The 21466-nt window shown below is 69.1% G+C and carries 23 protein-coding genes; 15 read left to right on the top strand and 8 right to left on the bottom strand.

The window, feature by feature from the left end:
- Positions 1 to 28: 28 nt before the first annotated feature.
- The 7 genes from AC0662_RS20645 (at position 29) to AC0662_RS20675 (ending at position 7372) form a co-directional block, all read left to right on the top strand.
- Positions 29 to 763: a cupin domain-containing protein gene (locus AC0662_RS20645; RefSeq protein ID WP_478302473.1), complete on the top strand. Its 735-nt coding sequence runs from the start codon at positions 29 to 31 to the stop codon at positions 761 to 763.
- Between the two features lie 7 nt (positions 764 to 770).
- Entirely contained in the window at positions 771 to 1946 is a 1176-nt protein-coding gene (locus AC0662_RS20650) for a Gfo/Idh/MocA family protein (protein ID WP_478302475.1), read from the top strand.
- On the top strand, positions 1946 to 3097 hold the full coding sequence (locus tag AC0662_RS20655; protein WP_478302477.1) for a dihydrodipicolinate synthase family protein: 1152 nt from the start codon (positions 1946 to 1948) through the stop codon (positions 3095 to 3097). Before AC0662_RS20650 ends, AC0662_RS20655 begins: the two co-directional genes overlap by 1 nt.
- Positions 3094 to 3909, top strand: coding sequence for a sugar phosphate isomerase/epimerase family protein (locus AC0662_RS20660; protein ID WP_452197637.1), 816 nt, complete (start codon positions 3094 to 3096; stop codon positions 3907 to 3909). Before AC0662_RS20655 ends, AC0662_RS20660 begins: the two co-directional genes overlap by 4 nt.
- A 17-nt stretch (positions 3910 to 3926) precedes the next feature.
- Positions 3927 to 4682, top strand: coding sequence for a sugar phosphate isomerase/epimerase family protein (locus AC0662_RS20665; protein WP_452197635.1), 756 nt, complete (start codon positions 3927 to 3929; stop codon positions 4680 to 4682).
- A 91-nt stretch (positions 4683 to 4773) separates the two neighbouring features.
- Positions 4774 to 6213, top strand: a complete 1440-nt coding sequence (locus AC0662_RS20670; protein WP_478302479.1) for a diguanylate cyclase domain-containing protein — start codon at positions 4774 to 4776, stop codon at positions 6211 to 6213.
- Positions 6214 to 6286: 73 nt separating this feature from the next.
- Positions 6287 to 7372, top strand: a complete 1086-nt coding sequence (locus AC0662_RS20675) for a hypothetical protein (RefSeq protein ID WP_478302481.1) — start codon at positions 6287 to 6289, stop codon at positions 7370 to 7372.
- Between the two features lie 90 nt (positions 7373 to 7462).
- On the opposite strand, the gene AC0662_RS20680 is transcribed toward AC0662_RS20675, so the two are convergent.
- Positions 7463 to 7945 carry a GNAT family N-acetyltransferase gene (locus AC0662_RS20680; RefSeq protein ID WP_452197630.1) on the bottom strand — a complete coding sequence of 161 codons (483 nt, stop codon included), beginning with the start codon at positions 7943 to 7945 and terminating at the stop codon, positions 7463 to 7465.
- Between the two features lie 57 nt (positions 7946 to 8002).
- Positions 8003 to 8227 carry an antitoxin VbhA family protein gene (locus tag AC0662_RS20685; protein WP_452197628.1) on the bottom strand — a complete coding sequence of 75 codons (225 nt, stop codon included), beginning with the start codon at positions 8225 to 8227 and terminating at the stop codon, positions 8003 to 8005.
- 167 nt (positions 8228 to 8394) lie between these two features.
- On the opposite strand from AC0662_RS20685, the gene AC0662_RS20690 reads away from it, so the two are divergent.
- Positions 8395 to 9975: an alkaline phosphatase D family protein gene (locus tag AC0662_RS20690; RefSeq protein ID WP_478302484.1), complete on the top strand. Its 1581-nt coding sequence runs from the start codon at positions 8395 to 8397 to the stop codon at positions 9973 to 9975.
- A gap of 1 nt (position 9976) precedes the next feature.
- On the opposite strand, the gene AC0662_RS20695 is transcribed toward AC0662_RS20690, so the two are convergent.
- Positions 9977 to 10723, bottom strand: a complete 747-nt coding sequence (locus tag AC0662_RS20695) for an SDR family NAD(P)-dependent oxidoreductase (RefSeq protein ID WP_478302486.1) — start codon at positions 10721 to 10723, stop codon at positions 9977 to 9979.
- Between the two features lie 86 nt (positions 10724 to 10809).
- Between AC0662_RS20695 and AC0662_RS20700 the strand changes: the two genes are divergently transcribed.
- Complete coding sequence (locus AC0662_RS20700; RefSeq protein WP_478302488.1) at positions 10810 to 11652, top strand: helix-turn-helix transcriptional regulator; 843 nt, start codon at positions 10810 to 10812, stop codon at positions 11650 to 11652.
- Between the two features lie 3 nt (positions 11653 to 11655).
- On the opposite strand, the gene AC0662_RS20705 is transcribed toward AC0662_RS20700, so the two are convergent.
- From AC0662_RS20705 to AC0662_RS20715, 3 genes are all read right to left on the bottom strand, one after another.
- Positions 11656 to 12468, bottom strand: a complete 813-nt coding sequence (locus tag AC0662_RS20705; protein WP_452197621.1) for a polysaccharide lyase family protein — start codon at positions 12466 to 12468, stop codon at positions 11656 to 11658.
- Complete coding sequence (locus AC0662_RS20710) at positions 12465 to 13946, bottom strand: alkaline phosphatase D family protein (protein ID WP_478302491.1); 1482 nt, start codon at positions 13944 to 13946, stop codon at positions 12465 to 12467. The genes AC0662_RS20705 and AC0662_RS20710 overlap by 4 nt, the downstream gene beginning before the upstream one ends.
- Before the next feature lie 99 nt (positions 13947 to 14045).
- On the bottom strand, positions 14046 to 14486 hold the full coding sequence (locus AC0662_RS20715; protein ID WP_478302493.1) for a hypothetical protein: 441 nt from the start codon (positions 14484 to 14486) through the stop codon (positions 14046 to 14048).
- Between the two features lie 212 nt (positions 14487 to 14698).
- Between AC0662_RS20715 and AC0662_RS20720 the strand changes: the two genes are divergently transcribed.
- The 4 genes from AC0662_RS20720 to AC0662_RS20735 all read left to right on the top strand — a co-directional run bounded on the left by AC0662_RS20720 (position 14699) and on the right by AC0662_RS20735 (position 17916).
- On the top strand, positions 14699 to 15571 hold the full coding sequence (locus AC0662_RS20720; protein WP_478302495.1) for an aldo/keto reductase: 873 nt from the start codon (positions 14699 to 14701) through the stop codon (positions 15569 to 15571).
- An 87-nt stretch (positions 15572 to 15658) separates the two neighbouring features.
- Positions 15659 to 15988 (top strand): tetratricopeptide repeat protein, encoded by a 330-nt coding sequence (locus tag AC0662_RS20725; protein WP_478302497.1) that lies wholly within the window; start codon positions 15659 to 15661, stop codon positions 15986 to 15988.
- Positions 15989 to 16171: 183 nt separating this feature from the next.
- Positions 16172 to 17317 (top strand): LLM class flavin-dependent oxidoreductase, encoded by a 1146-nt coding sequence (locus AC0662_RS20730; protein WP_478302499.1) that lies wholly within the window; start codon positions 16172 to 16174, stop codon positions 17315 to 17317.
- Positions 17314 to 17916: an FMN reductase gene (locus AC0662_RS20735; RefSeq protein ID WP_452197610.1), complete on the top strand. Its 603-nt coding sequence runs from the start codon at positions 17314 to 17316 to the stop codon at positions 17914 to 17916. Before AC0662_RS20730 ends, AC0662_RS20735 begins: the two co-directional genes overlap by 4 nt.
- Before the next feature lie 90 nt (positions 17917 to 18006).
- Here AC0662_RS20735 and AC0662_RS20740 read toward each other — a convergent pair whose 3' ends face one another.
- Positions 18007 to 18771: a TetR/AcrR family transcriptional regulator gene (locus tag AC0662_RS20740; protein ID WP_478302501.1), complete on the bottom strand. Its 765-nt coding sequence runs from the start codon at positions 18769 to 18771 to the stop codon at positions 18007 to 18009.
- Positions 18772 to 18865: 94 nt separating this feature from the next.
- On the opposite strand from AC0662_RS20740, the gene AC0662_RS20745 reads away from it, so the two are divergent.
- Together AC0662_RS20745 and AC0662_RS20750 are read left to right on the top strand one after the other, a co-directional pair.
- Entirely contained in the window at positions 18866 to 19813 is a 948-nt protein-coding gene (locus tag AC0662_RS20745; RefSeq protein WP_478302503.1) for an ATP-binding cassette domain-containing protein, read from the top strand.
- On the top strand, positions 19810 to 20604 hold the full coding sequence (locus AC0662_RS20750; RefSeq protein WP_478302505.1) for an ABC transporter permease: 795 nt from the start codon (positions 19810 to 19812) through the stop codon (positions 20602 to 20604). Before AC0662_RS20745 ends, AC0662_RS20750 begins: the two co-directional genes overlap by 4 nt.
- A 15-nt stretch (positions 20605 to 20619) precedes the next feature.
- Here AC0662_RS20750 and AC0662_RS20755 read toward each other — a convergent pair whose 3' ends face one another.
- Positions 20620 to 21387: an SDR family NAD(P)-dependent oxidoreductase gene (locus AC0662_RS20755; RefSeq protein WP_452197603.1), complete on the bottom strand. Its 768-nt coding sequence runs from the start codon at positions 21385 to 21387 to the stop codon at positions 20620 to 20622.
- Positions 21388 to 21466 lie beyond the last annotated feature (79 nt).

Below are 21466 nucleotides of genomic sequence, written 5' to 3' on the forward strand. Positions count from 1 at the left end.
TTTCCCAGCCCGAACGAGGGGAGGCGACATGTGCGAGCTCGAGTCCGGCGCCGCGCTGGCGCTGCCCGGCGGGATCGGCATCTCGAAGCTCACGGTGTACGACGCCGAGGCTCCGGACGGCCGCACCGGCGGTACTCCCCACGTGCACCTGGCCTGCTCCGAGGGGTACGTCGTGGTCGCGGGGACCGGCTCGGTCCAGACCCTGACCACGAAGGGTTACACCGAGACGGCGCTCCGGACCGGCGCCGTCGTCTGGTTCGAACCCGGCACGATCCACCGGCTCGTCAACGACGGCGAGCTGCAGATCCTCACCCTGATGGCGAACTCCGGTCTCCCCGAGGCCGGCGACGCGGTGATGACGCTGCCACCGGAGCACCTGGCCGACCGAGCGACGTACCTGACGGCGACCGCCCTCACCGGTACAGGCCCGGACCGGACGGCGTCCGCGATCGCCCGGCGCGACCTTGCCCTGCAGGGCTACGCCGTACTGCGGGAGCGGTACGAAGCCGACGGTCCGTCGGCGCTGGATGACTTCTTCGCAGCGGCGATCCGGATCGTCCGGCCACAACTCGCCGACTGGCGCGCACGCTGGGAGCAAGGGGCCCGGCGACTCGCGGACCAGACCGGCGCCGCCCTCGACGCACTGGAGGCCGGCACCGCGCCGCACCTGCAGGACGCCGAGCTGCACCACCTTCCGACACCCACCGAGGCCGGCCGCCACGGCATGTGCGGCCACCTCGACATCTACGACACCCAAGCATGACCCGAGCGTGAGAGGCAAGACTGTGAACGAGCGACGCATCGGCATCGTGATGAACGGCGTCACCGGCCGGATGGGCCTGCGCCAGCACCTCGAGCGTTCCATCGTGGCGATCCGGGAGCAGGGCGGACTGCCCGCCGCTGACGGCACGATGATCATCCCGGAACCGATCCTGGTCGGCCGCAACGAGGCCAAGCTGCGCCGGATCGCCGAGCGGTACGGCCTGGAGCGGTGGACCACCGACCTCGCCGAGGCGCTCGCCCAGCCCGACGTCGAGATCTACTTCGACTCGCAGCTCACCCAGCTGCGGGAGAAGGGCGTCCGCGCCGCGGTCGAGGCCGGCAAGGCGATCTACTGCGAGAAGCCGATCGCCGAGAACCTGGACGCCGCCGTCGACCTGGCCAAGCTGGTCGTCGGCTCCGGCGTGAAGAACGGCGTCGTGATGGACAAGCTCTCGCTGCCTGGCCTGCGCAAGCTCAAACGATTGATCGACGGCGGGTTCTTCGGCCGGATCCTCTCGGTCCGCGGCGAGTTCGGCTACTGGGTCTTCGAGGGCGACTGGCAGGAGGCGCAGCGGCCGTCGTGGAACTACAAGTCTGAAGAGGGCGGCGGCATCATCCTGGACATGTTCTGCCACTGGCGGTACGTGCTCGACCAGACGTTCGGCGAGGTCAAGTCCGTGTACTGCCAGGGCGCGACGCACATCCCGACCCGGGTCGACGAGAACGGTGACAAGTACACCGCGACCGCGGACGACGCGGCGTACGGCGTGTTCGAGCTGGAGGGCGGGATCGTCGCGCAGCTGAACTCGTCGTGGACGACGCGGGTGTTCCGCGACGAGCTGGTCGAGTTCCACGTCGACGGCACCGAGGGCTCCGCGGTCGCGGGCCTGCGGAACTGCCACGCGCAGCACCGGTCGGCGACGCCGAAGCCGGTGTGGAACCCGGACCTGCCGGTCACCGAGAAGTTCCGCGACCAGTGGGCGACGGTGCCGGACAACGAGGACTTCGACAACGGGTTCAAGGTGCAGTGGGAGATGTTCCTGCGGCACGTCGTCGACGACGCGCCGTTCACCTGGGACTTCGTCGAGGCGGCGAAGGGCGTCCAGCTGGCCGAGCTCGGCCTGAAGTCCTGGCACGAGGGCCGCAAGCTCGAGGTCCCCGAGCTGAGCCTGAAGGACAACTGATGGACCTGAGACTTCCGGTCGGCGGCGGGCAGCTCGAGAACTATCGGCTGTCCGGTACGCCGGTTGCGTCGGGCAACTATGCGCCGGCGAACTCGCGGCTGGCCTTCGCGGCCGCGCACGTGGTCGCGGATCCGCTCGGCGACAACTCGCCGGGCGCGCCCGCGGTCATCGACTGGGAGCACACGCTGGAGTTCCGCCGGCACCTGTGGTCGCTGGGGCTGTCGGTCGCGGAGGCGATGGACACGGCCCAGCGCGGGATGGGCCTGGACTGGAAGTCCACGCAGGAACTGATCAGGCGCTCGGCGGCTGAAGCACCCGACGGCCGGATCGCCGTCGGAGTCGGCACCGATCAACTTGCCACCAGCAACTACACCTTGGACTCGGCTGTTGCCGCGTACGAGGAGCAGCTGGCGGTCGCGGAAGACGCGGGTGCGCAGCCGATTCTGATGGCGAGTCGGGCGCTGTGCGCGGCGGCCGAGTCCCCTGACGACTACCGCAAGGTGTACGACCGTCTACTCACCCAGTCCACCAAGCCTGTCGTCCTGCACTGGCTGGGCCCCATGTTCGACCCCGCTCTGGAAGGCTACTGGGGCAGCGGATCGTTCGAGTCGGCCGTGGAGACGGTCGTTGGTCTGATCAACGACAACGTCGACAAGGTCGACGGGATCAAGATCTCGCTGCTCGACGCGGCGAAGGAAGTTGCGCTGCGCAAGCGTCTGCCGGAGGGCGTGCGGCTGTACACCGGCGACGACTTCAACTACCCGGAACTGATCCGGGGCGACGGCGACGCCCACAGCGACGCGCTGCTCGGTATCTTCGCCGCGATCGCCCCGGCCGCGGCGGCGGCCCTGAAGGCGCTCGACGACGGCGATCTCGACACCTACGAGCGGGTGTTCGCGCCGACGGTCCCGCTGGCGCGGCAGATCTTCTCGGCGCCGACCTACTACTACAAGACCGGAATCGCCTTCCTGGCTTGGCTGAACGGGCACCAGCCCGGGTTCACGATGGTCGGCGGGCTGCAGACGGGACGGTCGCTGCCGCATCTGGCCGATACGTTCCGGTTGGCCGACAAGGCCGGCGTACTGACGAACCCCGAGCTGGCGGTCGAGCGATTCCGGCAGCTCCTGAGCGTGGGTGGGATCGAAGCGTGAACCGGTACAGCTTGAACCAGGCAACCACGAAGTACTGGCCGCTCGAGGATGTCGTCGCGGCCAGCGCGAAGGCCGAGCTGGAGTGGATCGGCCTGTGGCGGGAGCCGATCCAGGAGTACGGCGTCGAGCGGTCCGCCAGGCTGGTCGCGGACGCCGGCCTGAAGGTGTCGTCGCTGTGCCGCAGCGGCTTCTTCACCGCGACGGACCCGGCCGAGCGAGCAGCGAAGATCGAGGACAACCGCCGCGCGATCGACGAGGCCGCAACCATCGGTACGTCGGTACTCGTACTGGTGAGCGGCGGCCTGCCGACCGGTTCGCGGGATCTCGACGGCGCCCGCGCGATGGTGCGGGACGGGCTCGCCGAGCTGGCGCCGTACGCGGCCGAACGGGGGGTGCGACTCGGGATCGAGCCGTTGCACCCGATGTTCTGCTCGGACCGATGCGTGGTGTCGTCGCTCGGCGGCGCACTCGACCTGGCCGAGCAGTTCCCGGTCGAGCAGGTCGGCGTGATCGTCGACGCCTACCACCTGTGGTGGGACGCCGACGTGTACGGCCAGATCGAGCGCGCCGGTGCGCGGATCCTGTCCTACCAGGTGAGCGACTGGGTGGTCCCGCTCCCGGAGGACACGCTGCTCGGGCGCGGCATGATGGGCGACGGCGCGATCGAGCTGCGCCGGCTGCGCGAGGCCTGCGACACGGCCGGGTACGACGGGCCGATCGAGGTCGAGATCTTCAACCAGAAGCTGTGGGACGCGCCGGGACAGGAGGTTTTCGACCTGGCGCTGGCGAGGTACCAGGAACACGTCATCTAAAGGAGCTGACTGAACCTATGACAGACCGAACCCTTCCCGCCGACGGTATCGGGATGCACCTCTACACGATGCGCGACGTACTGGCCGAGGACTACCCGGGCACGCTGAAGCGGCTCGCGGACATCGGCTACCGCACGGTGGGGGTGAGCGGACGGTTCGACCACAGTGCCGAGGAGATCCGTGGCTTCGCCGACGACGCCGGGCTCGCGATCGTGCTCGAGCACGTCGGGTACGCGCGGATGAGTGACGACTGGGCGGGTGCGCTCGCCGATGTGAAGACGTTGGGTGCGCAGTGGGCCGTCGTACCGTCGATCCCGGGTGATCTGCACTCCGTCGAGGGCTTCAAGACCGCGGCGGCCGCGTTCACCGAGGCCGGCAAGGCCGCGCGGGACGCCGGGCTGAAGCTGCTGTTCCACAACCACGGCCACGACTTCGACGAGATCGACGGACAGGTGCTGTACGACATCCTGCTCGGGGTGGATCCGGAACTCCTCGGGTTCGAGCTGGACCTGTACTGGGCGGTCGACGGCGGGCACGACCCGGCGAAGCTGTTCCAGGACCACCCGGGCCGGTTCCCCGCGCTGCACGTCAAGGACATGGCCGAGGACGGCTCGTGGGAGGACGTCGGCGCCGGGAAACTCGACTTCGGCGCGATGTTCGCGCACGCCGAGTCGGGTGGCGTCGAGCAGTACCTGGTCGAGCACGACAAGCCGACCGACGCCTGGACGTCGGCCGAACGCAGCTACCGCGGGCTGACCGAACTCCGGTACTGAAATCTCTCGAGGATGTGAGAACGCGCGCTTAACCGGGTCATTTTTTGTGATCTGGGGCTCACACCCGGTGAGACCGGCCTAAGCTCGATCCGTGCAGATCGATCCCACGGTCCGGCTGACCGCCGTCCGGCGCCTGTACGAGGTGAGCACCCGCATGGGTGCCGGGCGGAGCCTGGCCGAGACCCTCCAGGCGGTCGTCGACGGGGTCGTGAACGGCCTCGGCTTCGGGATCGCGGTCCTGAACCTGCGGCACCCGGACGGGAAGTTCGAGGTGATCGCGGTGGCCGGCTCACCGGAGGCCCGGTCGGCGTTGCTCGGCCGGATCAGCGCTCCGGACATCTTCGATACCGAGTTCGCGATCGCGGACGCGTGGGGCAAGCTCCGGTTCGTGCCCCACGAGCGGCTACCGGAAGGTGAGGTGACCGGCTGGGTGCCCGACGTACCGGTGTCCGACGACCCGGACGCCTGGCACCCGCTGGACGCCCTGTTCGCGCCGCTGTACTCCTCCGACGGTGAGCTGGTCGGGATGCTGGCGGTCGACCTGCCGGAGGACCAGCGGCGGCCGGGTCCGGTGCACCGCGAGCTGCTGGAGATCTTCGCCACCCAGGCCGGGCTGGCCATCGACCGGGCCCGGCTGACCGATCAGCTGCGCGCCGAGAAGACCCGGCTGGAGGCCAGCGAGGCGACCTTCCGGCTGGTCTTCGAGGGCGCCGGGAACGGGATGGCGACGATCGCCTTCGACGGTCCCGAGCTGGGGCGGATCCTCCGGGTCAACGACGCGTTCTGCCGGATCACCGGGTACGCCGCGGAACAGTTGCTCGGGGCGCGGATGGCGACGTTCCTCCGCGACCAGGAGCCCGACCAGACCCGACACGAACTCGAGGACCTCGCCGCGAGCAGCGGCACGTACCGCTTCGAGCGGATCTTCACCCAGCCGAGCGGCAACGAGATCTGGCTCGGCGGCACGGCGGCCCTCGTCGAGCAAGGCAGCGGACAGCCGCGGATCCTGCTCGTCCAGATCGACGACGTCACCGCCCGCAAGGACGCCGAACGCGAGCTCCGCCACCACGCCGCGCACGACCCGCTCACCGGCCTCCCGAACCGCCGGCTCCTCGAGCACCGCTTTACCAAGGTGCTCGAGCGCACTCGCGTCACCGGTCGGCCCGGGGCGCTGCTGTTCTGCGACCTCAACCACTTCAAACTCGTCAACGACGGCTACGGCCACGAGTCCGGCGACCGCGCGCTCCGCGAGATCGCCAACCGCCTCAGCGCGACCGTCCGGCACGGGGACACCGTGGCCCGCCTCGGCGGCGACGAGTTCGCCGTTCTCGCGGAGGACATCGCCGGTGACGACCTCACGGCCCTCATCACCCGCCTCGAGTCCGCCGTCAGCCGCCCGCTCCCGAACATCGCGGTCAAGGTCACCACCAGCGTCGGCACCGTCGCCATCACCCCCACCACCCGCGACCTCGACGCCCTCCTCCACCAGGCCGACCAAGCAATGTACGCCGCCAAACACCGCCGGCCGTAGGAACACAGGCCTGGTGCTGTCCAGCTGAATGTGATTGAAAGGACGCAATCGAACGACCTGGGGGAACGTCTCAATGCGCACACTCATGACCGGGCCGGTCTGGCTCTCGTACGGACAGATCTACGTTGAGAGCGGCGGAGATTTCGCCGATCTCGGCGAGTGCTTCGGCGGACAGCAGAACGGACTGTGTGGTGCCGCGGTCGCCGGCAGGCTGACCCTGATGACTGGGCTGCACACCGGCGAGGTCGACTTCACCGCCGAGCTGCACGATCAGGAACCGGCGATCGACGACACGTGGGAGGACATCGTCGAGGCGTCGTACCGACCGGCTCAGCCACCGACCTTGTCGGGGCTGGACTCGAACGACTGGTGGATGCTTCCACTCGACCTCGTGGATTACCGGGTCCGGTACTCCGGCTGGGGCATGGATGCGGGCCACCAGGCCGGACCGCCGATGGACGACGAGCCGTTGGTCGACCGCTACCTGCTGCAGTTCTGGCCCGCGCAGCCGGCACCCGATCGAGTGGTGAAGCAGACCAGCCGGCAGGCGGCGTACTGGCACGGCTTCGCTCGGGAACAGCCCACCCCGGCGCAGCTCGCCGAACGCAAACAGCAGAAGGCTCGAGAGGCCGAACAGCAGCGGCTCGTCGAGCTGGCGGCGGCGTACGGCGGTGCACTGCCGACCCAGCGGATCGAGAACACCAGGCACGGCCTGGATCTGTCGGCTCTGGACCGAGCATTCGTGGATGCCCTGGAGCAGACCGAGCCGACGACCCTCCGCGACATGGCGCGCTGGGCGGCGCGCCGCGCGTGCGAGGAGGCCGGGTACGCCGCCGAGGAACGGATCGCGGGCGTCCTGGACCGGATGGACAGCGGCGCCGACTGGCTCGACACACTCAACGGACCGCAACCGCCGGTCGAACCCGGGGCCGAGATCCGTGCATCCTCCCAGTTCGTCGCCCGGATGCACGGGTGGTTCGGCGACCGCGACTCCTTCGAGAACACCTCGACGGTGGTCACCTCCACCTTCTCCGAGGACCCGTTCAAGTCCGCGGTCGAGACGATCTGGCTGGCCACCGGACCGTTCGCGGACAAGCAGCGGTTACTCGACGAGCTGCGTCGGGAGTTCTTCGCGAACCGTCGGTATCTCGACAGGTAGTGCACCAGCGAGACGCTGTACGCAGGAGAGCAATCACGCTCAGGTGCACTACCTCAGCACCTGACACCTCCTGTCGAGCTGCCGATCGCCTTACGAACCCAGCTTCGTCAGGGCTTCGTCGGTGAGGCGGTAGACGGTCCATTCGTCCTGGGGTTTGGCGCCGAGGGACTTGTAGAAGTCGATGGCGGGGGTGTTCCAGTTCAGGACGGACCACTCGAGGCGTTCGTAGTTGTTGCTGACGCACTCCTGGGCCAGTGCGGTGAGGAGGGCCTTGCCGAGGCCGGTACCGCGGATCTCGGGGCGGACGAAGAGGTCCTCGAGGTAGATGCCGTGGACGCCGCGCCAGGTGGAGAAGCTGAGGAACCAGATGGCGCAGCCGACCACCTGGCCCTCGTGCTCCGCGACGTGGCAGAAGGCAGCGGGGCTGTCGCCGAACAGGGCGGTCCGCAGCTGGTCCTCGGTCAGGTGGCACTCCTCCGGAGCCCGTTCGTACTCCGCCAGCGCGTACACCAGCTCCACGAGCGCCGGGATGTCCTCCAGCCGGGCACGGCGAATCCGTTCGTCGATCTGCATGCGCCCTATCCTGCCTTGCGGCTCACGGCTCCAGCCCCGGCGTGGGACAGGTAGACGTCACACGCCGCGGGTGACCTTCGACATCGTGCGGCGGATGTACTCCGCGGTGTCGATGCGGCCGAGTTCGCGGTCGACGAGGTCGACGACGTCGTCGCGTTCCGGCTCCCAGTTCTCCACCGGGTTGTTCGCCAACGCGTCGCTGACGCGCTGCTTCTGGTCGTCGTCGAGCTGGTCGAACAGATCCGGCCAGCGTTGGGCGTAGCGGCACGGTTCGTAGGCCATGAGGTGACTCCCCGGTAGCGAGCAATTCGGACCACCCTAGCGAAGACCCCCTTCGTAACATCGCCATTCGTTAATTCACCGGCGTCGTCCGTTAACTTTCTCGCCACTCGACGACTGAACACTGACAGCGCTTTCCCCCACCTGACCGCCCTTCATCTGGAGGAACCATGTCCTTGTCACGCCGCCGCTTCCTCGGCTACGGGGGTGCGGGCTCGGCCGCCGTACTGCTCGGCACCGGGGTCTGGGACGCCTCGACCACGTACGCCGCTCCGGCCGGCACCGGCAACCCGTTCACGCTCGGCGTCGCCTCGGGTGATCCGCAGTACGACGGGGTCGTGCTCTGGACCCGCCTCGCCACCGACCCGTACGCCGTCGACGGGAAGGGCGGGATGCCCGCGCGCCCGGTCCGCGTCGAGTACGAGGTCGCGTACGACGAGGCGTTCCGGCACGTCGTACGGCGGGGCAGCGTCATCGCGACCCCGGAGCTCGGGCATTCGGTGCACCCCGAGGTTCGCGGCCTGCTGCCCGACCACGTGTACTACTACCGCTTCCGCACCGGGCGTGAGGTGTCGCCGACCGGCCGGACCCGGACCACACCGCACCCGCTGACGTCGCCGCGCGAGCTGCGGTTCGCGTTCGCGTCGTGCAACGCGTGGCAGGACGGGTACTTCACGGCGTACGAGCACATGGCTCAGGAGGACCTCGATCTCGTCGTCCACCTCGGCGACTACATCTACGAGTCGGGCGTGAAGACGAACAAGCGTGGCGTCACGACCGACCCGCGGTTCCACACCGAGACGTTCGACCTCGCGCGGTACCGCCTGCAGTACTCGCTCTACAAGACCGAGGCGCCGCTGCAGGCCGCGCACGCGGCACACCCGTGGATCCACACCTTCGACGACCACGAGGTGGAGAACAACTGGGCCGGCGACATCTCCCAGATCGACACCGAGCCGGACCAGGACCCGGCTGTGTTCCGGCTGCGTCGCGCACAGGCCTTCCAGGCGATGTACGAGAACCTGCCGGTGCGGCACGAGCAGATGCCGAACGGGCCGGAGATCCGTTACCACCGGCGGCTCCCGTACGGCCGGCTCGCGGACTTCACCATCCTGGACACCCGCCAGTACCGCACCGACCAGCCGTGCGGCGACGGCGACTCGTCCACCTGTGACGACCGCTTCAACCCGGACAACACCATGCTGGGCGGCAAGCAGCGCGCCTGGCTGCTGGACGGGTTCCGCCAGTCGAAGGCCCGCTGGCAGGTGATCGGCAACCAGACCCCGATGGGTCAGACCGACTGGACGCCCGGCCCGGAGACGCACGTCTGGCTGGACCCGTGGGACGGTTATGTTGCCGAGCGCAACAAGGTGCTCGCGGCCGCGCAGGACAGCGGCGTCCGGAACCTGGTCGTCATCACCGGCGACCGGCACCAGAACTACGCCCTCGAGCTGAAGCGCGACTTCGCGAACCCGGACTCCGCCACGGTCGGCACCGAGTTCGTCGGGACGTCGGTCACCAGCGGCGGCAACGGTGCCGACACGACCGACCAGGGGCAGCAGTTCCTGGCCGCGAACCCGCACCTGAAGTTCTTCAACTCGCAGCGCGGGTACGTCCGGGTCACGGTCGACCAGAAGCAGTGGCGCTCCGACTTCCGTGTGCTCCCGTATGTCGAGACGCCGAACGCCCCGATCAGCACGCGGGCGACGTACGTCGTGGAGGACCGCCGCGCCAACGTGCACCAGATGTGAGTCAGACGCCCAGGCCGCCGTCCACGCGCAGCACGGCACCGGTGACGAACGACGCCCGGTCGCTGAGCAGCCAGGCGGCGGCCTGGGCGACCTCGATCGGCTCGGCACCGCGGCCGAGCGGTGTCTGCGCGATCAGCCCGTCGATCACGCCGGGCGTCGCGCGGTCCCAGTCCTGCAGCATCTCGGTCAGCGTCGTGCCGGGCGCGATCGCGTTCACCCGGATGTTCTCCGGGGCGTAGGTGATCGCGGCCGACTCGGTGAGACTGTTCACCGCCCGCTTCAGCGCCCCGTACGCCGGGAGCGCGGGATTGCCGGCGAAGGCGCCGACGCTCGACGTGTTCACGATGCTGCCGTGCCCGGCGCCGGCCCGGATCGCGGCGATCTCGGCGACCATCGCGGTCCACAGGCCGCGGAAGTTCACGGCGTACACCTGGTCGAGTGCGTCCTGGCCGAGGCCGTCCATCGGGCCCGGCTGCTGACCGATGGCCCCGTTGTTGAAAGCGGCGTCCAGACGCCCGTACTCCGCCACGGTCCGGTCGACCGCGGCGCGGACCGAGTCCGGGTCGGCGAGGTCGCAGACGACGTACCGCGCGTCTAGTTCCTTGGCGACGGCCGCGATCTCGGATTCGGTGCGGGCGGCGAGCATCACCTGCGCGCCTTCGGCGGCGAACAGCCGGGCTGCCGCGGCGCCGATCCCGCGGCCGGCGCCGGTGACGAGGATGACCTTGTTGTCGAGAAGTTTGTCCATGCCTTCGAGCCTTGGCGTCCCGCGGACCGGTAACCAGGCATCGGTTGTACCTGGTTGAGCCGTCCCGACCGGGCACACTGGAAGACGTGGACAAGACCGGACTGGCGGCATTCCTCCGCAGCCGACGGGAGCGGGTCACCCCTGGCGACGTCGGCCTGCCCGCCGGCCGCAGACGCCGTACGCCGGGACTGCGGCGCGAGGAGGTCGCGCAACTCGCGTACATCTCCACGGAGTACTACACCCGACTGGAACAGGCCCGCGCGCCGCATCCGTCCAGCGAGGTCCTCGCCGGACTGTCGCGGGCGCTCCGGCTGAACGATGCCGAGCGCGACCATCTACACCAGCTGGCCGGCGCGCCACCCGTACGGCCGGTCGGACCTCCGCGGGAGGTGCGGCAGTCCATCCTCGACCTCCTCGACAGGCTGCCGAACGCGGCCGCGATCGTGCTCTCGGCGTCCTACGAGGTGATCGCCTGGAACCACCTCGCGGCGGCACTGATGGAGGACTTCTCGACCCGCTCCCGCCCCGAGCGGAACCTGCTCCGCCGCTCATTCCTCAGCGGCGACAGGCACGTGTACTCCGTGGTGGACGGCGAGCGCTTCGCCCGGAGCGCGGTCAACCACCTGCGCGCGACCGCCGCGCGGTACCCCGACGATCCGGAGATCCGCGAGCTGATCGCCGACCTGCTGGCCGGCAGCCCGGAGTTCGCGGAGCGGTGGGCGGCCCATGAGATCGCGGCCGAGCCGATGCTGTGCAAGTCCTTCCAGCACCCGTTGGTGGGGCTGGTCACGGTGAATTGCGACGCCCTGGCGATCCCCGACTGCGACCAGCAGCTGATCATCTACACCGCGACCCCGGGCTCCCCGTCCGAGGAGGCGCTCCGCCTGCTGTCCGTCGTCGGGACCCAGCGGCTCGACCTCCCCGGCTGACCCTCACCGTCTCGCGAAGATCCCCAGCGCGTCGTAGGCGATCCACGATCCCTGGTCCTTGAACAGTTCAAGCACGTTCTGACCGGCGCGGAACAGTGCCCTGGGCAACGGCACCTCGAGGTACGACGGCTTCAGCGGCGACCCCGGGTACGTGCTGTCCGCGATCGTGGACCCCTTCGTCGCGCCGTTCGCGAACGTCAGGCGGCCGAACTCCGTGCCGTTGACCGTGAGCAGCGCCGACGCCGCGAGACTGGCATGACTGTCGATCAGCCACAGCGCCAGGTCGAGATCCTGTTCCGGTACGGCGGGCAGGTCGAAGCGGAACGTCGCGCGGTGATTCTTCGTCCCGGCCCACTTGTCGGCCGGCCCGGGCAGCAGGTAGGACCAGTCGGCGGCGGGCGTCGACGTACCGACCGTGTAGTCGACGTCGGACGGGAAGACGGTCGGGTACTGCGCGTAGCCCTTCGGCGAGAGGGCCAGCTCCGAGCCCTTGCCGTCGAAGGTGCCGACGGTCGCGACCGGCGTACCGGAGACGGTGACCGAGGTCTGGTTGGCGACCGCGGCGGCGCGGGAGCGGGCGGATTTGTTGCCTGTGGCATCGACGGTGACGATCGCGTAGGACCTGGTGACGCCGGTGAAGCCGAGGCCGCGGTGGACGAAGTGTGGGTAGACGGTCTTGCCGATCAGCGCGCCGTCGGCGTACACCGCGTAGTGGTCGACGACGGTGGCCCAGGAGACGGGTTTCCAATCGAGGGTGACGATGCCGATGGAGCCGGTGCCGTGCAGGCCGGTGATCGCCGGCGGACGGGTGGTCACAGTGCCTCCAGGCTGGGAGCGTCAACGGCGGTCCGGAAACGCGCCAGCACGTTCGGCTGAGCGTTCGCATCGGCTTGGATATAAGGGAAGTTCACGAACTCGGTGGTCAGTTCGGAGCGCATCATCGTGCTGTGCACGTAGCCGCGGCGGGCGTTGTAGAGCTTCATGTACGGGTGCTGCAGCCAGTCCTTGGCGTACGTGTCCGTGTCGGTGCCGTCGCCATTGGAGCCGACGGACGAGCAGACGAGTTCCACGCCGACCGTGCGGTCGTTCAGCTGCAGCTCGGACGCGACATGACGGTGGATGTCGCCGGTGAGCATCACCGAGGTCCCGGCGCCGCTCATCGCCTCCAGCACGCGGCGGCGGTTGGCCGGGTAGCCGTCCCACTGCTCGGTGCGGTCGTCGGTGACGGCGCTCAGGACGACACCGCCCGCCACGATGTTCCACGGCGCCTGCGACGTGCGGAGTCCGTCGTACAGCCAGGCCTCTTGCTCGGCGCCCATGATCGTGCGCTGCTCCGAGACGCGGTCGGCTTCGTCGACGGGGAGCGGGTCGCGGTACTGGCGGGTGTCGAGCAGGTGGACCCGGGCCAGCGAGCCCACGTCGTACCGGCGGTAGATCCGGCCGTCGGGGCCGTTCGGGAGACTGTCGAGGGCGATCGGGACGTTCTCGTAGTACGCGCGGTACGCGACCGCGCGGCGGTGAACGAAGAGTTCGGGCGGGACGCCGTACAGCGAGTTGGCGGCGCCGTAGTTGTTCTGCACCTCGTGGTCGTCCCAGACCAGGAACCAGGGCGCGGCCGCGTGCGCCGCCTGGAGATCGGGGTCGGTCTTGAAGAGGCTGTAGCGCAGGCGGTACTGCTCGAGCGTCTCGATCTCGACGCCGTGCTCGGGGCCGACGGTGACACCCGCGCGCCACAAGTTGTCCCCGGCAACGATTCCGTACTCGTAGATGTAGTCGCCGAGGAAGAACACTGCGTCCGGCGCTCGGCGGGCGATGTCGCGGTGCGCCGCGAAGTACCCGTGGTACCAGGCCTGGCAGGACGCGGTCGCGAAGGTGAACTGATCGCCGCTCGTCGGCAGGGTCTTCGTGCGGCCGACCGGGCTGAGTTGGCTGCCGACACGGAACCGGTAGAAGTACTCGCGGCCCGGGCGGAGGCCACGCACCTCGGGATGGACGGCGTGCGCCAGGTCAGGCGTCGCGATCGCGAGCCCACGCCGTACGACGTGCTGGAAACGATCGTCCTCGGCCACCTCGTACTGCACCGGGACGTTGGCGGCCGGCATCCCGCCGTGGCCGTCGGTGGCGAGTGGGTTCGGGGCGAGCCGGGTCCACAGGACGAAACCGTCCGGACGCGGATCGCCGGACGCGACACCGAGGGCGAAGGCGCCGTCGGGGATCGGGCGGGCCGGCGTGGCGTCGGCACTGGCCGGCGCGGCGACGCCGAGCGCGACCGAGGCGGCACTCAGGCCGGTCAACTGGAGGAAGGTACGACGGGACGGCACGGGCGGCTCCGTTCCTCAGGCGAGTTTCGCCATATTCTTACGTAACCACCCTGCGATTTGTAAGCCCTTGACTTATCGAGCCGGCCCGCCATTCTGGGTCCCCAGCTGTACCTGCTCGATCGTGTACTTCATCCGGCCCCGCACCTGCGCGACAACCTCCGGATCAGGCGCCACGTCCAGTCGACCGTCCGCTCGGTCGGCGGCCTCGGCGATCAGGTTTGCGGCGCGATCCAACGTCTCGTCGACGGGGCCCGTGGCCAGTGTGGTCATGAGTCGGCCGTGGTCGATCTGATCCTGGATCGGCGCCCAGTGCTCGTAGCTGTCCCGAGAGAGTCCCTCCGCGAAACCGCGAGACACCTCGCTGACCGCGTGGGGCAGGTAGAGCAGTTCGTCAGGCCCGGTACCGGCTCGCAAGGCGGCGCTGGCGTTCAGCACCGCGTCCGGGTACCAGGAAATCCCTCCGGTCTGATCCGGTCCACGGTCGGCGACCTTGGCCGCCGCATCGCGAAGCATGGACCGCCACCACTTGACGGTTGGCCGGTCGGACGCTGCCGGGCCGTCCTGCATTTGCGTCATCGGCTTCCTTCGAGTCGGGGGGAGGTCGCCGGTAGGGTGCCATGCTGTCCGGGTCACGCGACGTGGCTCGGCGATTCAGAAGCCGCACCGATCGGGGCGATTGAGTTTTCCTGTTGGTGTACTGAGTTCGGTCGCGCAAGGCTGGGCCCATGGCTGACACGAACAAGACCCGCCGGATCGGTGACGTCGAGGTGTCCGCGATCGGGCTCGGCGGGATGCCGATGTCGATCGAGGGGCGTCCGGACGAGGACCGGTCGATCGCGACCATCCACGCCGCGCTCGACGCCGGGATCACGCTGATCGACACCGCCGACGCGTACCACCTGACCGCGACCGACGACGGTCACAACGAGACCCTGATCGCCAAGGCGCTGTCGTCGTACGGCGGTGACACGTCGAACGTGCTCGTCGCGACCAAGGGCGGCCACCTCCGCCCCGGCGACGGCAGCTGGACGCAGGACGGCTCCCCGAAGCACCTGGCCGCCGCGGCCGAGGCGTCGCTGAAGCGGCTCGGCGTCGACGCGATCGGGCTGTACCAGTTCCACCGGCCGGACCCGAAGACGCCGTACGAGGACTCGATGGGCGCGATCCGGGACCTGCTCGACGCCGGGAAGATCCGGATGGCCGGCATCTCGAACGCGAACCCGTCGCAGATCAAGCAGGCCAACGAGATCCTCGGCGGCCGGCTCGTCTCGGTGCAGAACCAGTTCTCGCCGAAGTTCCGGTCGAGCGAGCCCGAACTCGAACTGTGCGACTCGCTCGGGATCGCGTTCCTCCCGTGGTCGCCGCTCGGCGGCATCTCGAACGCCGCTGAGCTCGGGGCGAAGTACCCGGCCTTCCAGACCCTCGCCTCCGAGCTGGGCGTCTCGCCGCAGAAGCTGACCCTGGCGTGGATGCTGGCGAAGTCGCCGTACGTCATCCCGATTCCCGGCTCCAGCCGCCCGGAGACCATCCGCGACTCGTACAGCGCGATCGACTTCACGCTGACCCCCGACCAGGTCGCCACCCTCGACGCGGCCTGAGCGAAGCAGCGGCTGACCGAGGCCCCGGCCGGACCGAGGCCCCGGCATAACTGAGGCCGGGGCCGCGTTGAGGCGGGCATGGAAGACATGCGTGCACTCAGCTACGGCCTCGGCCGGCAGTACTTCGAGGAGCGCGACTACCGGGGCGCCATTCGCGCGCTGCGGCCGGTGGTCGACGAGACCCCGGACGACGTCGGCACGCGGCTGCTCCTGGCCCGGGCCTACTACCACGCGGCGCTCCTGAAGCCCGCCGAGGAACACCTCCTCGAGATCATCGACCGCGAACCCACGGAGTACTACGCCCACCTCATGCTGGCCCGAACCTTCGAACGCCAGTCCCGCCCCGAAAACGCCACCAAACACCGCCGAATCGCCGCCGCCCTCACCGGCGACGACGAACTGCTCCAGCCGCACTGAGCCGGACCCCGGGCACTCAGTAACCGCTCGAATCGACGCCGACCCCGCCGCGCCCCCGCGTGGCGTTGGGTCGGCGTTGGTGTTTGGTGAGTGGTGGGGGTCCGGCGGAATGCCGGGGCGGGGATTGGCGTTCTGGGTGGCATCAGTAGTTTAATAGTGAACTACCTAGGCGAGGAGAGACGGATGCAGTTCGGGGTGTTCAGCGTTGGGGACGTGACTGAGGACCCGACGACCGGGGTCACGGTCAGTGAGGGTGAGCGGATCAAGGCGATGGTCGCGATCGCGCTCAAGGCCGAAGAGGTCGGGCTCGACGTGTTCGCGCAGGGTGAGCACCACAACCCGCCGTTCGTGCCGTCGTCACCGACCACCCAGCTCGGGTACGTCGCGGCGCAGACGTCGAAGATCATTCTGTCCACGTCGACGACCCTGATCACCACCAACGACCCGGTGAAGATCGCCGAGGACTACGCGATGCTGCAGCACCTGGCCGACGGCAGGGTGGACCTGATGATGGGCCGCGGCAACACCGGTCCGGTGTACCCGTGGTTCGGGCAGGACATCCGCAACGGGATCGCGCTGGCCGTCGAGAACTACGCGCTGCTCCGCCGGCTCTGGCGTGAGGACGTTGTGGACTGGGAAGGCAAGTTCCGTACGCCGCTGCAGGGGTTCACGTCGACGCCGCGGCCACTGGACGACGTACCGCCGTTCGTCTGGCACGGGTCGATCCGCTCGCCGGAGATCGCCGAGCAGGCGGCGTACTACGGGGACGGGTTCTTCCACAACAACATCTTCTGGCCGATGTCGCACACCAAGCAGATGATCGACCTGTACCGTCGCCGCTTCGAGCACTACGGGCACGGCGCCGCGGACCAGGCGATCGTCGGACTCGGCGGTCAGGTCTTCATGCGGAAGAACTCCCAGGACGCGGTCCGCGAGTTCCGGCCGTACTTCGACAACGCGCCGGTGTACGGGCACGGGCCCTCACTGGAGGACTTCAGCCGGGAGACGCCGTTGACCGTCGGCAGCCCACAGCAGGTGATCGAGCGGACCCTGGGGTTCCGGGAGCACGTCGGCGACTACCAGCGGCAGCTGTTCCTGATGGACCACGCCGGGTTGCCGTTGAAGACGGTGCTCGAGCAGCTGGACATCCTGGGCGAAGAGGTCGTTCCGGTACTGCGGAAGGAGTTCGCCGCGCTGAAGCCGGCGCACGTACCGGACGCGCCGACGCATGCTTCACTGAAGGCCGCGGCCGAACGGGCCCGCGACCTGGAGACGATCGCGGAGCCGGCGGCCGTGGCCGAGCCGACCGCCGAGGAGCGGACCCGATGAACGAGAAGGTCATTGCCGTCGTGACGGCCGGGCTGACGACGCCGTCGTCGTCCCGGCTGCTCGCCGACCAGCTGGCGGACGCAGTGCGGGACGAGCTGTCCGGGCGCGGGATCGACTCGCGGATCGAGCTGATCGAGGTTCGCGATCACGCCCACGACCTGACGAACAACCTGCTCACCGGCTTCCCGTCGGCCGCGTTGCGCGAGGTGCTGGAGACAGTCGCCGGCGCGGATGCACTGATCGTGGTGAGCCCGACGTTCAGCGCGTCGTACTCCGGTCTGTTCAAGATGTTCTTCGATGTGCTCGACGACAAGGCGCTGGCCGGTAAGCCGGTCCTGCTGGCCGCGACCGGCGGGACCGAGCGGCACTCGTTGGTGTTGGAGTTCGCACTGCGCCCGCTGTTCGCCTACCTGAAGGCGCTCCCGGTCGCGACCGCCGTGTACGCCGCGTCGACCGACTGGGGCCCGAACGCCAGCGGCTTGCGCACCCGCATCAGCCAGGCGGCCGGCGAGCTGGTCGCGGCCTTGCACAACGAGACGCCCGCACAGACGGACCCGTTCGCCAACCCGACCCCGTTCGAGGACCTGCTCAACGGATAGGCGGACCGCCAGGCCATCACAATCCCAGCACTCGACCGCAGGTGAGCGGGGCGTCGCCGCATTCGGGCGATTGTGATGGCCTGGGGATCCTCAGGCCCGCTCGTCGATGAGTAGGGCGATCCCGTCCAGGATCCGAGCCAGGCCGAAGGTGAGGGCGTGGGCCGGGTCGAGGGCGGATTGGAAGTGTTCGCCCACCGCCGTGCCGACTCGGCCGGCGGTGGGGAAGTGCGTGCCGGACATCACCGTCGTGAGGGTCGGCGAGATCTGACGCCACCACTCCTCGTCACTCAGGCCTGAGTCCCGCTGGAGCCTGAGTTGCTCGGCGCCGGCCCGGGCAGTGCCTTGGACGTGGGTGAGGACGAGCGCCAGCGCCGAGTCCATCTCGACGTCCGTCAGGCCGAGACCGTCGAGCGGGCGGAGCTCGGCCTCGTACTTGCGGGTGATGTTCGGACCCAACGCGTTCCGCATCGTCGGGACCTCGTGGATCCACGGGTGCGCGGCCAGGGTCTCCCAGTTGCGGCGCGCGATGAACTCGAGCGCGCCGCGCCAGCCGCCGGGTTGACCGGCCGGCTCGTCGACGTCGGCGTACAGGTCGCCGTACACCTCGTCGAACATCAGGTCGGTCAGCTCGCCCTTGCCGGGGACGTGCGTGTACAGCGACATCGTCCCGACCTTCAGCCGCTCGGCGACCATCCGCATCGAGAGCGCCTCGAGGCCTTCGGCGTCCGCCAGCTCGACCGCGGCGTCCACGATCGCGCGCACGGTGAGACCGGACCGGCCGGGCTTCGCGTGGCTGCCCCAGAGCAGCGCCAGACTGCGCGCCGGATCGGGCGCCGCCGCCTTTCTTCCCGCCACCGGAACCTTCTTCCGCCGCTCGTCGTTGACCGCATCGTACCTGAGCCGTACATTGTACGGTACACTCTACGGCTCAACGACCCGAGAGGTGGGAATGACGACGGAACGAGTGATCGAGGCCGCCGGTGTCCGGAAGAACTACCGCGGCGGCACGGAGGGTGCGGGGCTGAACGGCTTCGACCTGGAGGTCACGGCCGGCACGGTGACGGGCCTGCTCGGCCCGAACGGCGCCGGCAAGACGACGGCGGTGCGGATCCTGTCCACACTGCTGGAGATGGATTCCGGTACGGCGACGATCGCGGGGTACGACGTACGCCGGCAAGGAGCGGAGGTACGGCGGCGGATCGGGCTGGTGGGGCAGTACGCGGCTGTGGACGAAGTACTCACCGGGCGGCAGAACCTGGTGATGTTCGGGCGGTTGAACCATCTGAAGAACGCGAGGCGCCGGGCGGACGAACTGCTCGAGCAGTTCAGCCTGACCGAGGCGGCCGGGCAGGCGGTGAGCAAGTACTCCGGCGGCATGCGGCGACGGCTCGACCTCGCGGCGAGTCTGATCGTGGCGCCGCGGGTGCTGTTCGTGGACGAGCCGACGACGGGGCTCGATCCGGCGGCGCGGATCGAGGTGTGGAACGCCGTACGGCAGCTGGTCGACGGCGGTACGACGGTGTTGCTGACGACGCAGTACCTGGAGGAGGCGGATCAGCTGGCGAACCGGATCTCGATGCTCAAGGCGGGAAAGGTCGTCGCGGAGGGCACACCGGACGAGTTGAAGACGCAGCTCGGGTCGGACTGGCTCGATCTGGTGCTCGCCGATCCGGCCGACGTACGGCGGGTGGTCGAGCTGGCGGGATCGCTGGCGGACGGCGAGATCCGGGTGGCCGACGTACGGGTGAGTGTGCCGGTGAAGGACCGGACGAAGGCGCTGGTAGTGATGGCGAACTCGTTGCACGAGGCAAAGATCGAACCGGAGGACATCACGTTGCGGAGGCCGACGCTCGACGAGGTGTTCCTGCACCTGACCGGAGCGGAGGTGGCGGCATGACGGGGCTTGGGTACGCGCTCGCGGACAGTTGGACGATCGCGCGGCGGACGTTGACGCACTGGCGGATGCAGCCGTGGCTGGTGGTGTTCCAGTGGTTCTTCCCGGTGCTGATGCTGCTGATGTTCGGCGCGCTGCTCGGCGGAGCGATGGAGTCCCCCGAGGGTTCGTCGTACTACGAGTTGCTGGTGCCCGGGATCTTCGCGCTGGCGATGCTCTTCGGGCTGGAGGGCACGATGACCGCGGTCACCACCGACGTGTCGAAGGGCGTGACGGATCGCTTCCGGTCGTTGCCGATGAGTTCGGCGGCCGTGGTGCTGGGGCGGTGCATCGCCGACATGCTGGACTCGGCGGTGACGCTGGTCGTGCTGGTCGGGACCGGTCTCGCGCTCGGGTGGCGCTGGCACGAGGGGCTGCCGTCCGCGCTGGCGGCGTTCGGGTTGCTGCTCCTGCTCCGGTTCGCGCTGCTGTGGGTCGGGATCTTCATCGGCCTGACGGTGAAGAACGCGCAGAGCGTCACGATGGTGCAGGTCGTGGTCTGGCCGATCGGGTTCCTCTCCAGCGCGTTCGTCGCGACGTCGACGATGCCCGCCTGGTTGGGCACGATCGCCCAGTGGAACCCGCTCTCGGCCACGGCCACCGCGGCCCGGTCCCTGTTCGGCAACCCTGATCCGTCAGCCACCGCGACCTGGATCGGCACCCACGCCGGCCTGGCCGCGGTCATCGGACCGCTGCTGCTGACCGCGGTCTTCCTGCCACTGTCCGCCCACCGCTTCCGCACCCTCTCGCGGTAGGCGGACAGCCGCTGCTCACGGCGTCAGCTGGCCGCCGTTGATCTCGATGATCTGACCGGTGACGTACGACGCCATCCGGTCGGAGGCGAGGAAGAGGATCGTGCCGACGCACTCGTGCGGGGTGCCGGTACGGCCCATCGGGATGGTGGCCAGCATCGCCTGCATCTGGGCGTCGGCGGTGTGGCGGTCGTGGAACGGGGTCGCGATCACGCCGGGCGCGATCGCGTTCACCCGGATACCCTCCGCGGCGAGCTCCTTGGCGAGACCGCGGGTGAACGTGCTGACCGCGCCCTTCGAGGTCGCGTACACGACCGACCCGCCGGCGCCGCCGGTCCGCCCGGCGATCGAGGTGACGTTGATGATCGACCCGTTGCCCTGCGCGCGGAACACCGGCACGATCCGCCGGCTGAGCGCGAACACCGAGGTCAGGTTGACGTCCAGGATCCGGTGGAACTCCTCGTCCGGTACGTCGGCGATCGCGGACCGGTTCACCAGGTCGCCGGCGTTGTTCACCAGCACGTCGATCCGCCCGTGCTGCGCGAGTACCTCGTCGATGAACGCGTCGGCGGATTTCGGGTCCGCGAGGTCCGCCTGGTGCAGGGACGCCGCACCGCCGGCTGTCTGCACCGCGCCCACGGTGTGCTTCGCGCCGTCGGAGTTGCGGTGGTAATGCAGCGCGACCGTGGCTCCCGTCTCCGCGAAGCCCACCGCCGCCGCGGCCCCGATCCCGCTACTGGCCCCGGTCACCACGACAACCTGATCCCTGAAATCCAGATATCCCATGGGCCCTATCCTCTCCCAGTCGATCGGGACCGGTGGGAACGCGCCGAGGGACGGGCTCGGGTGACGGCCGCGGGGGTAT

The sequence above is a fragment of the Kribbella sp. NPDC043289 genome, assembly GCF_056436705.1.

Excerpts from the sequence above, each read along its gene's own strand:
- AC0662_RS20645 (WP_478302473.1), top strand. The coding sequence starts at position 29 with ATGTGCGAGCTCGAGTCCGGCGCCGCGCTGGCGCTGCCCGGCGGGATC.
- AC0662_RS20655 (WP_478302477.1), top strand. The coding sequence starts at position 1,946 with ATGGACCTGAGACTTCCGGTCGGCGGCGGGCAGCTCGAGAACTATCGG.
- AC0662_RS20665 (WP_452197635.1), top strand. The coding sequence starts at position 3,927 with ATGACAGACCGAACCCTTCCCGCCGACGGTATCGGGATGCACCTCTAC.
- AC0662_RS20675 (WP_478302481.1), top strand. The coding sequence starts at position 6,287 with ATGCGCACACTCATGACCGGGCCGGTCTGGCTCTCGTACGGACAGATC.
- AC0662_RS20680 (WP_452197630.1), bottom strand. The coding sequence starts at position 7,945 with ATGCAGATCGACGAACGGATTCGCCGTGCCCGGCTGGAGGACATCCCG.
- AC0662_RS20685 (WP_452197628.1), bottom strand. The coding sequence starts at position 8,227 with ATGGCCTACGAACCGTGCCGCTACGCCCAACGCTGGCCGGATCTGTTC.
- AC0662_RS20690 (WP_478302484.1), top strand. The coding sequence starts at position 8,395 with ATGTCCTTGTCACGCCGCCGCTTCCTCGGCTACGGGGGTGCGGGCTCG.
- AC0662_RS20695 (WP_478302486.1), bottom strand. The coding sequence starts at position 10,723 with ATGGACAAACTTCTCGACAACAAGGTCATCCTCGTCACCGGCGCCGGC.
- AC0662_RS20715 (WP_478302493.1), bottom strand. The coding sequence starts at position 14,486 with ATGCTTCGCGATGCGGCGGCCAAGGTCGCCGACCGTGGACCGGATCAG.
- AC0662_RS20720 (WP_478302495.1), top strand. The coding sequence starts at position 14,699 with ATGGCTGACACGAACAAGACCCGCCGGATCGGTGACGTCGAGGTGTCC.
- AC0662_RS20725 (WP_478302497.1), top strand. The coding sequence starts at position 15,659 with ATGCGTGCACTCAGCTACGGCCTCGGCCGGCAGTACTTCGAGGAGCGC.
- AC0662_RS20730 (WP_478302499.1), top strand. The coding sequence starts at position 16,172 with ATGCAGTTCGGGGTGTTCAGCGTTGGGGACGTGACTGAGGACCCGACG.
- AC0662_RS20735 (WP_452197610.1), top strand. The coding sequence starts at position 17,314 with ATGAACGAGAAGGTCATTGCCGTCGTGACGGCCGGGCTGACGACGCCG.
- AC0662_RS20745 (WP_478302503.1), top strand. The coding sequence starts at position 18,866 with ATGACGACGGAACGAGTGATCGAGGCCGCCGGTGTCCGGAAGAACTAC.
- AC0662_RS20750 (WP_478302505.1), top strand. The coding sequence starts at position 19,810 with ATGACGGGGCTTGGGTACGCGCTCGCGGACAGTTGGACGATCGCGCGG.
- AC0662_RS20755 (WP_452197603.1), bottom strand. The coding sequence starts at position 21,387 with ATGGGATATCTGGATTTCAGGGATCAGGTTGTCGTGGTGACCGGGGCC.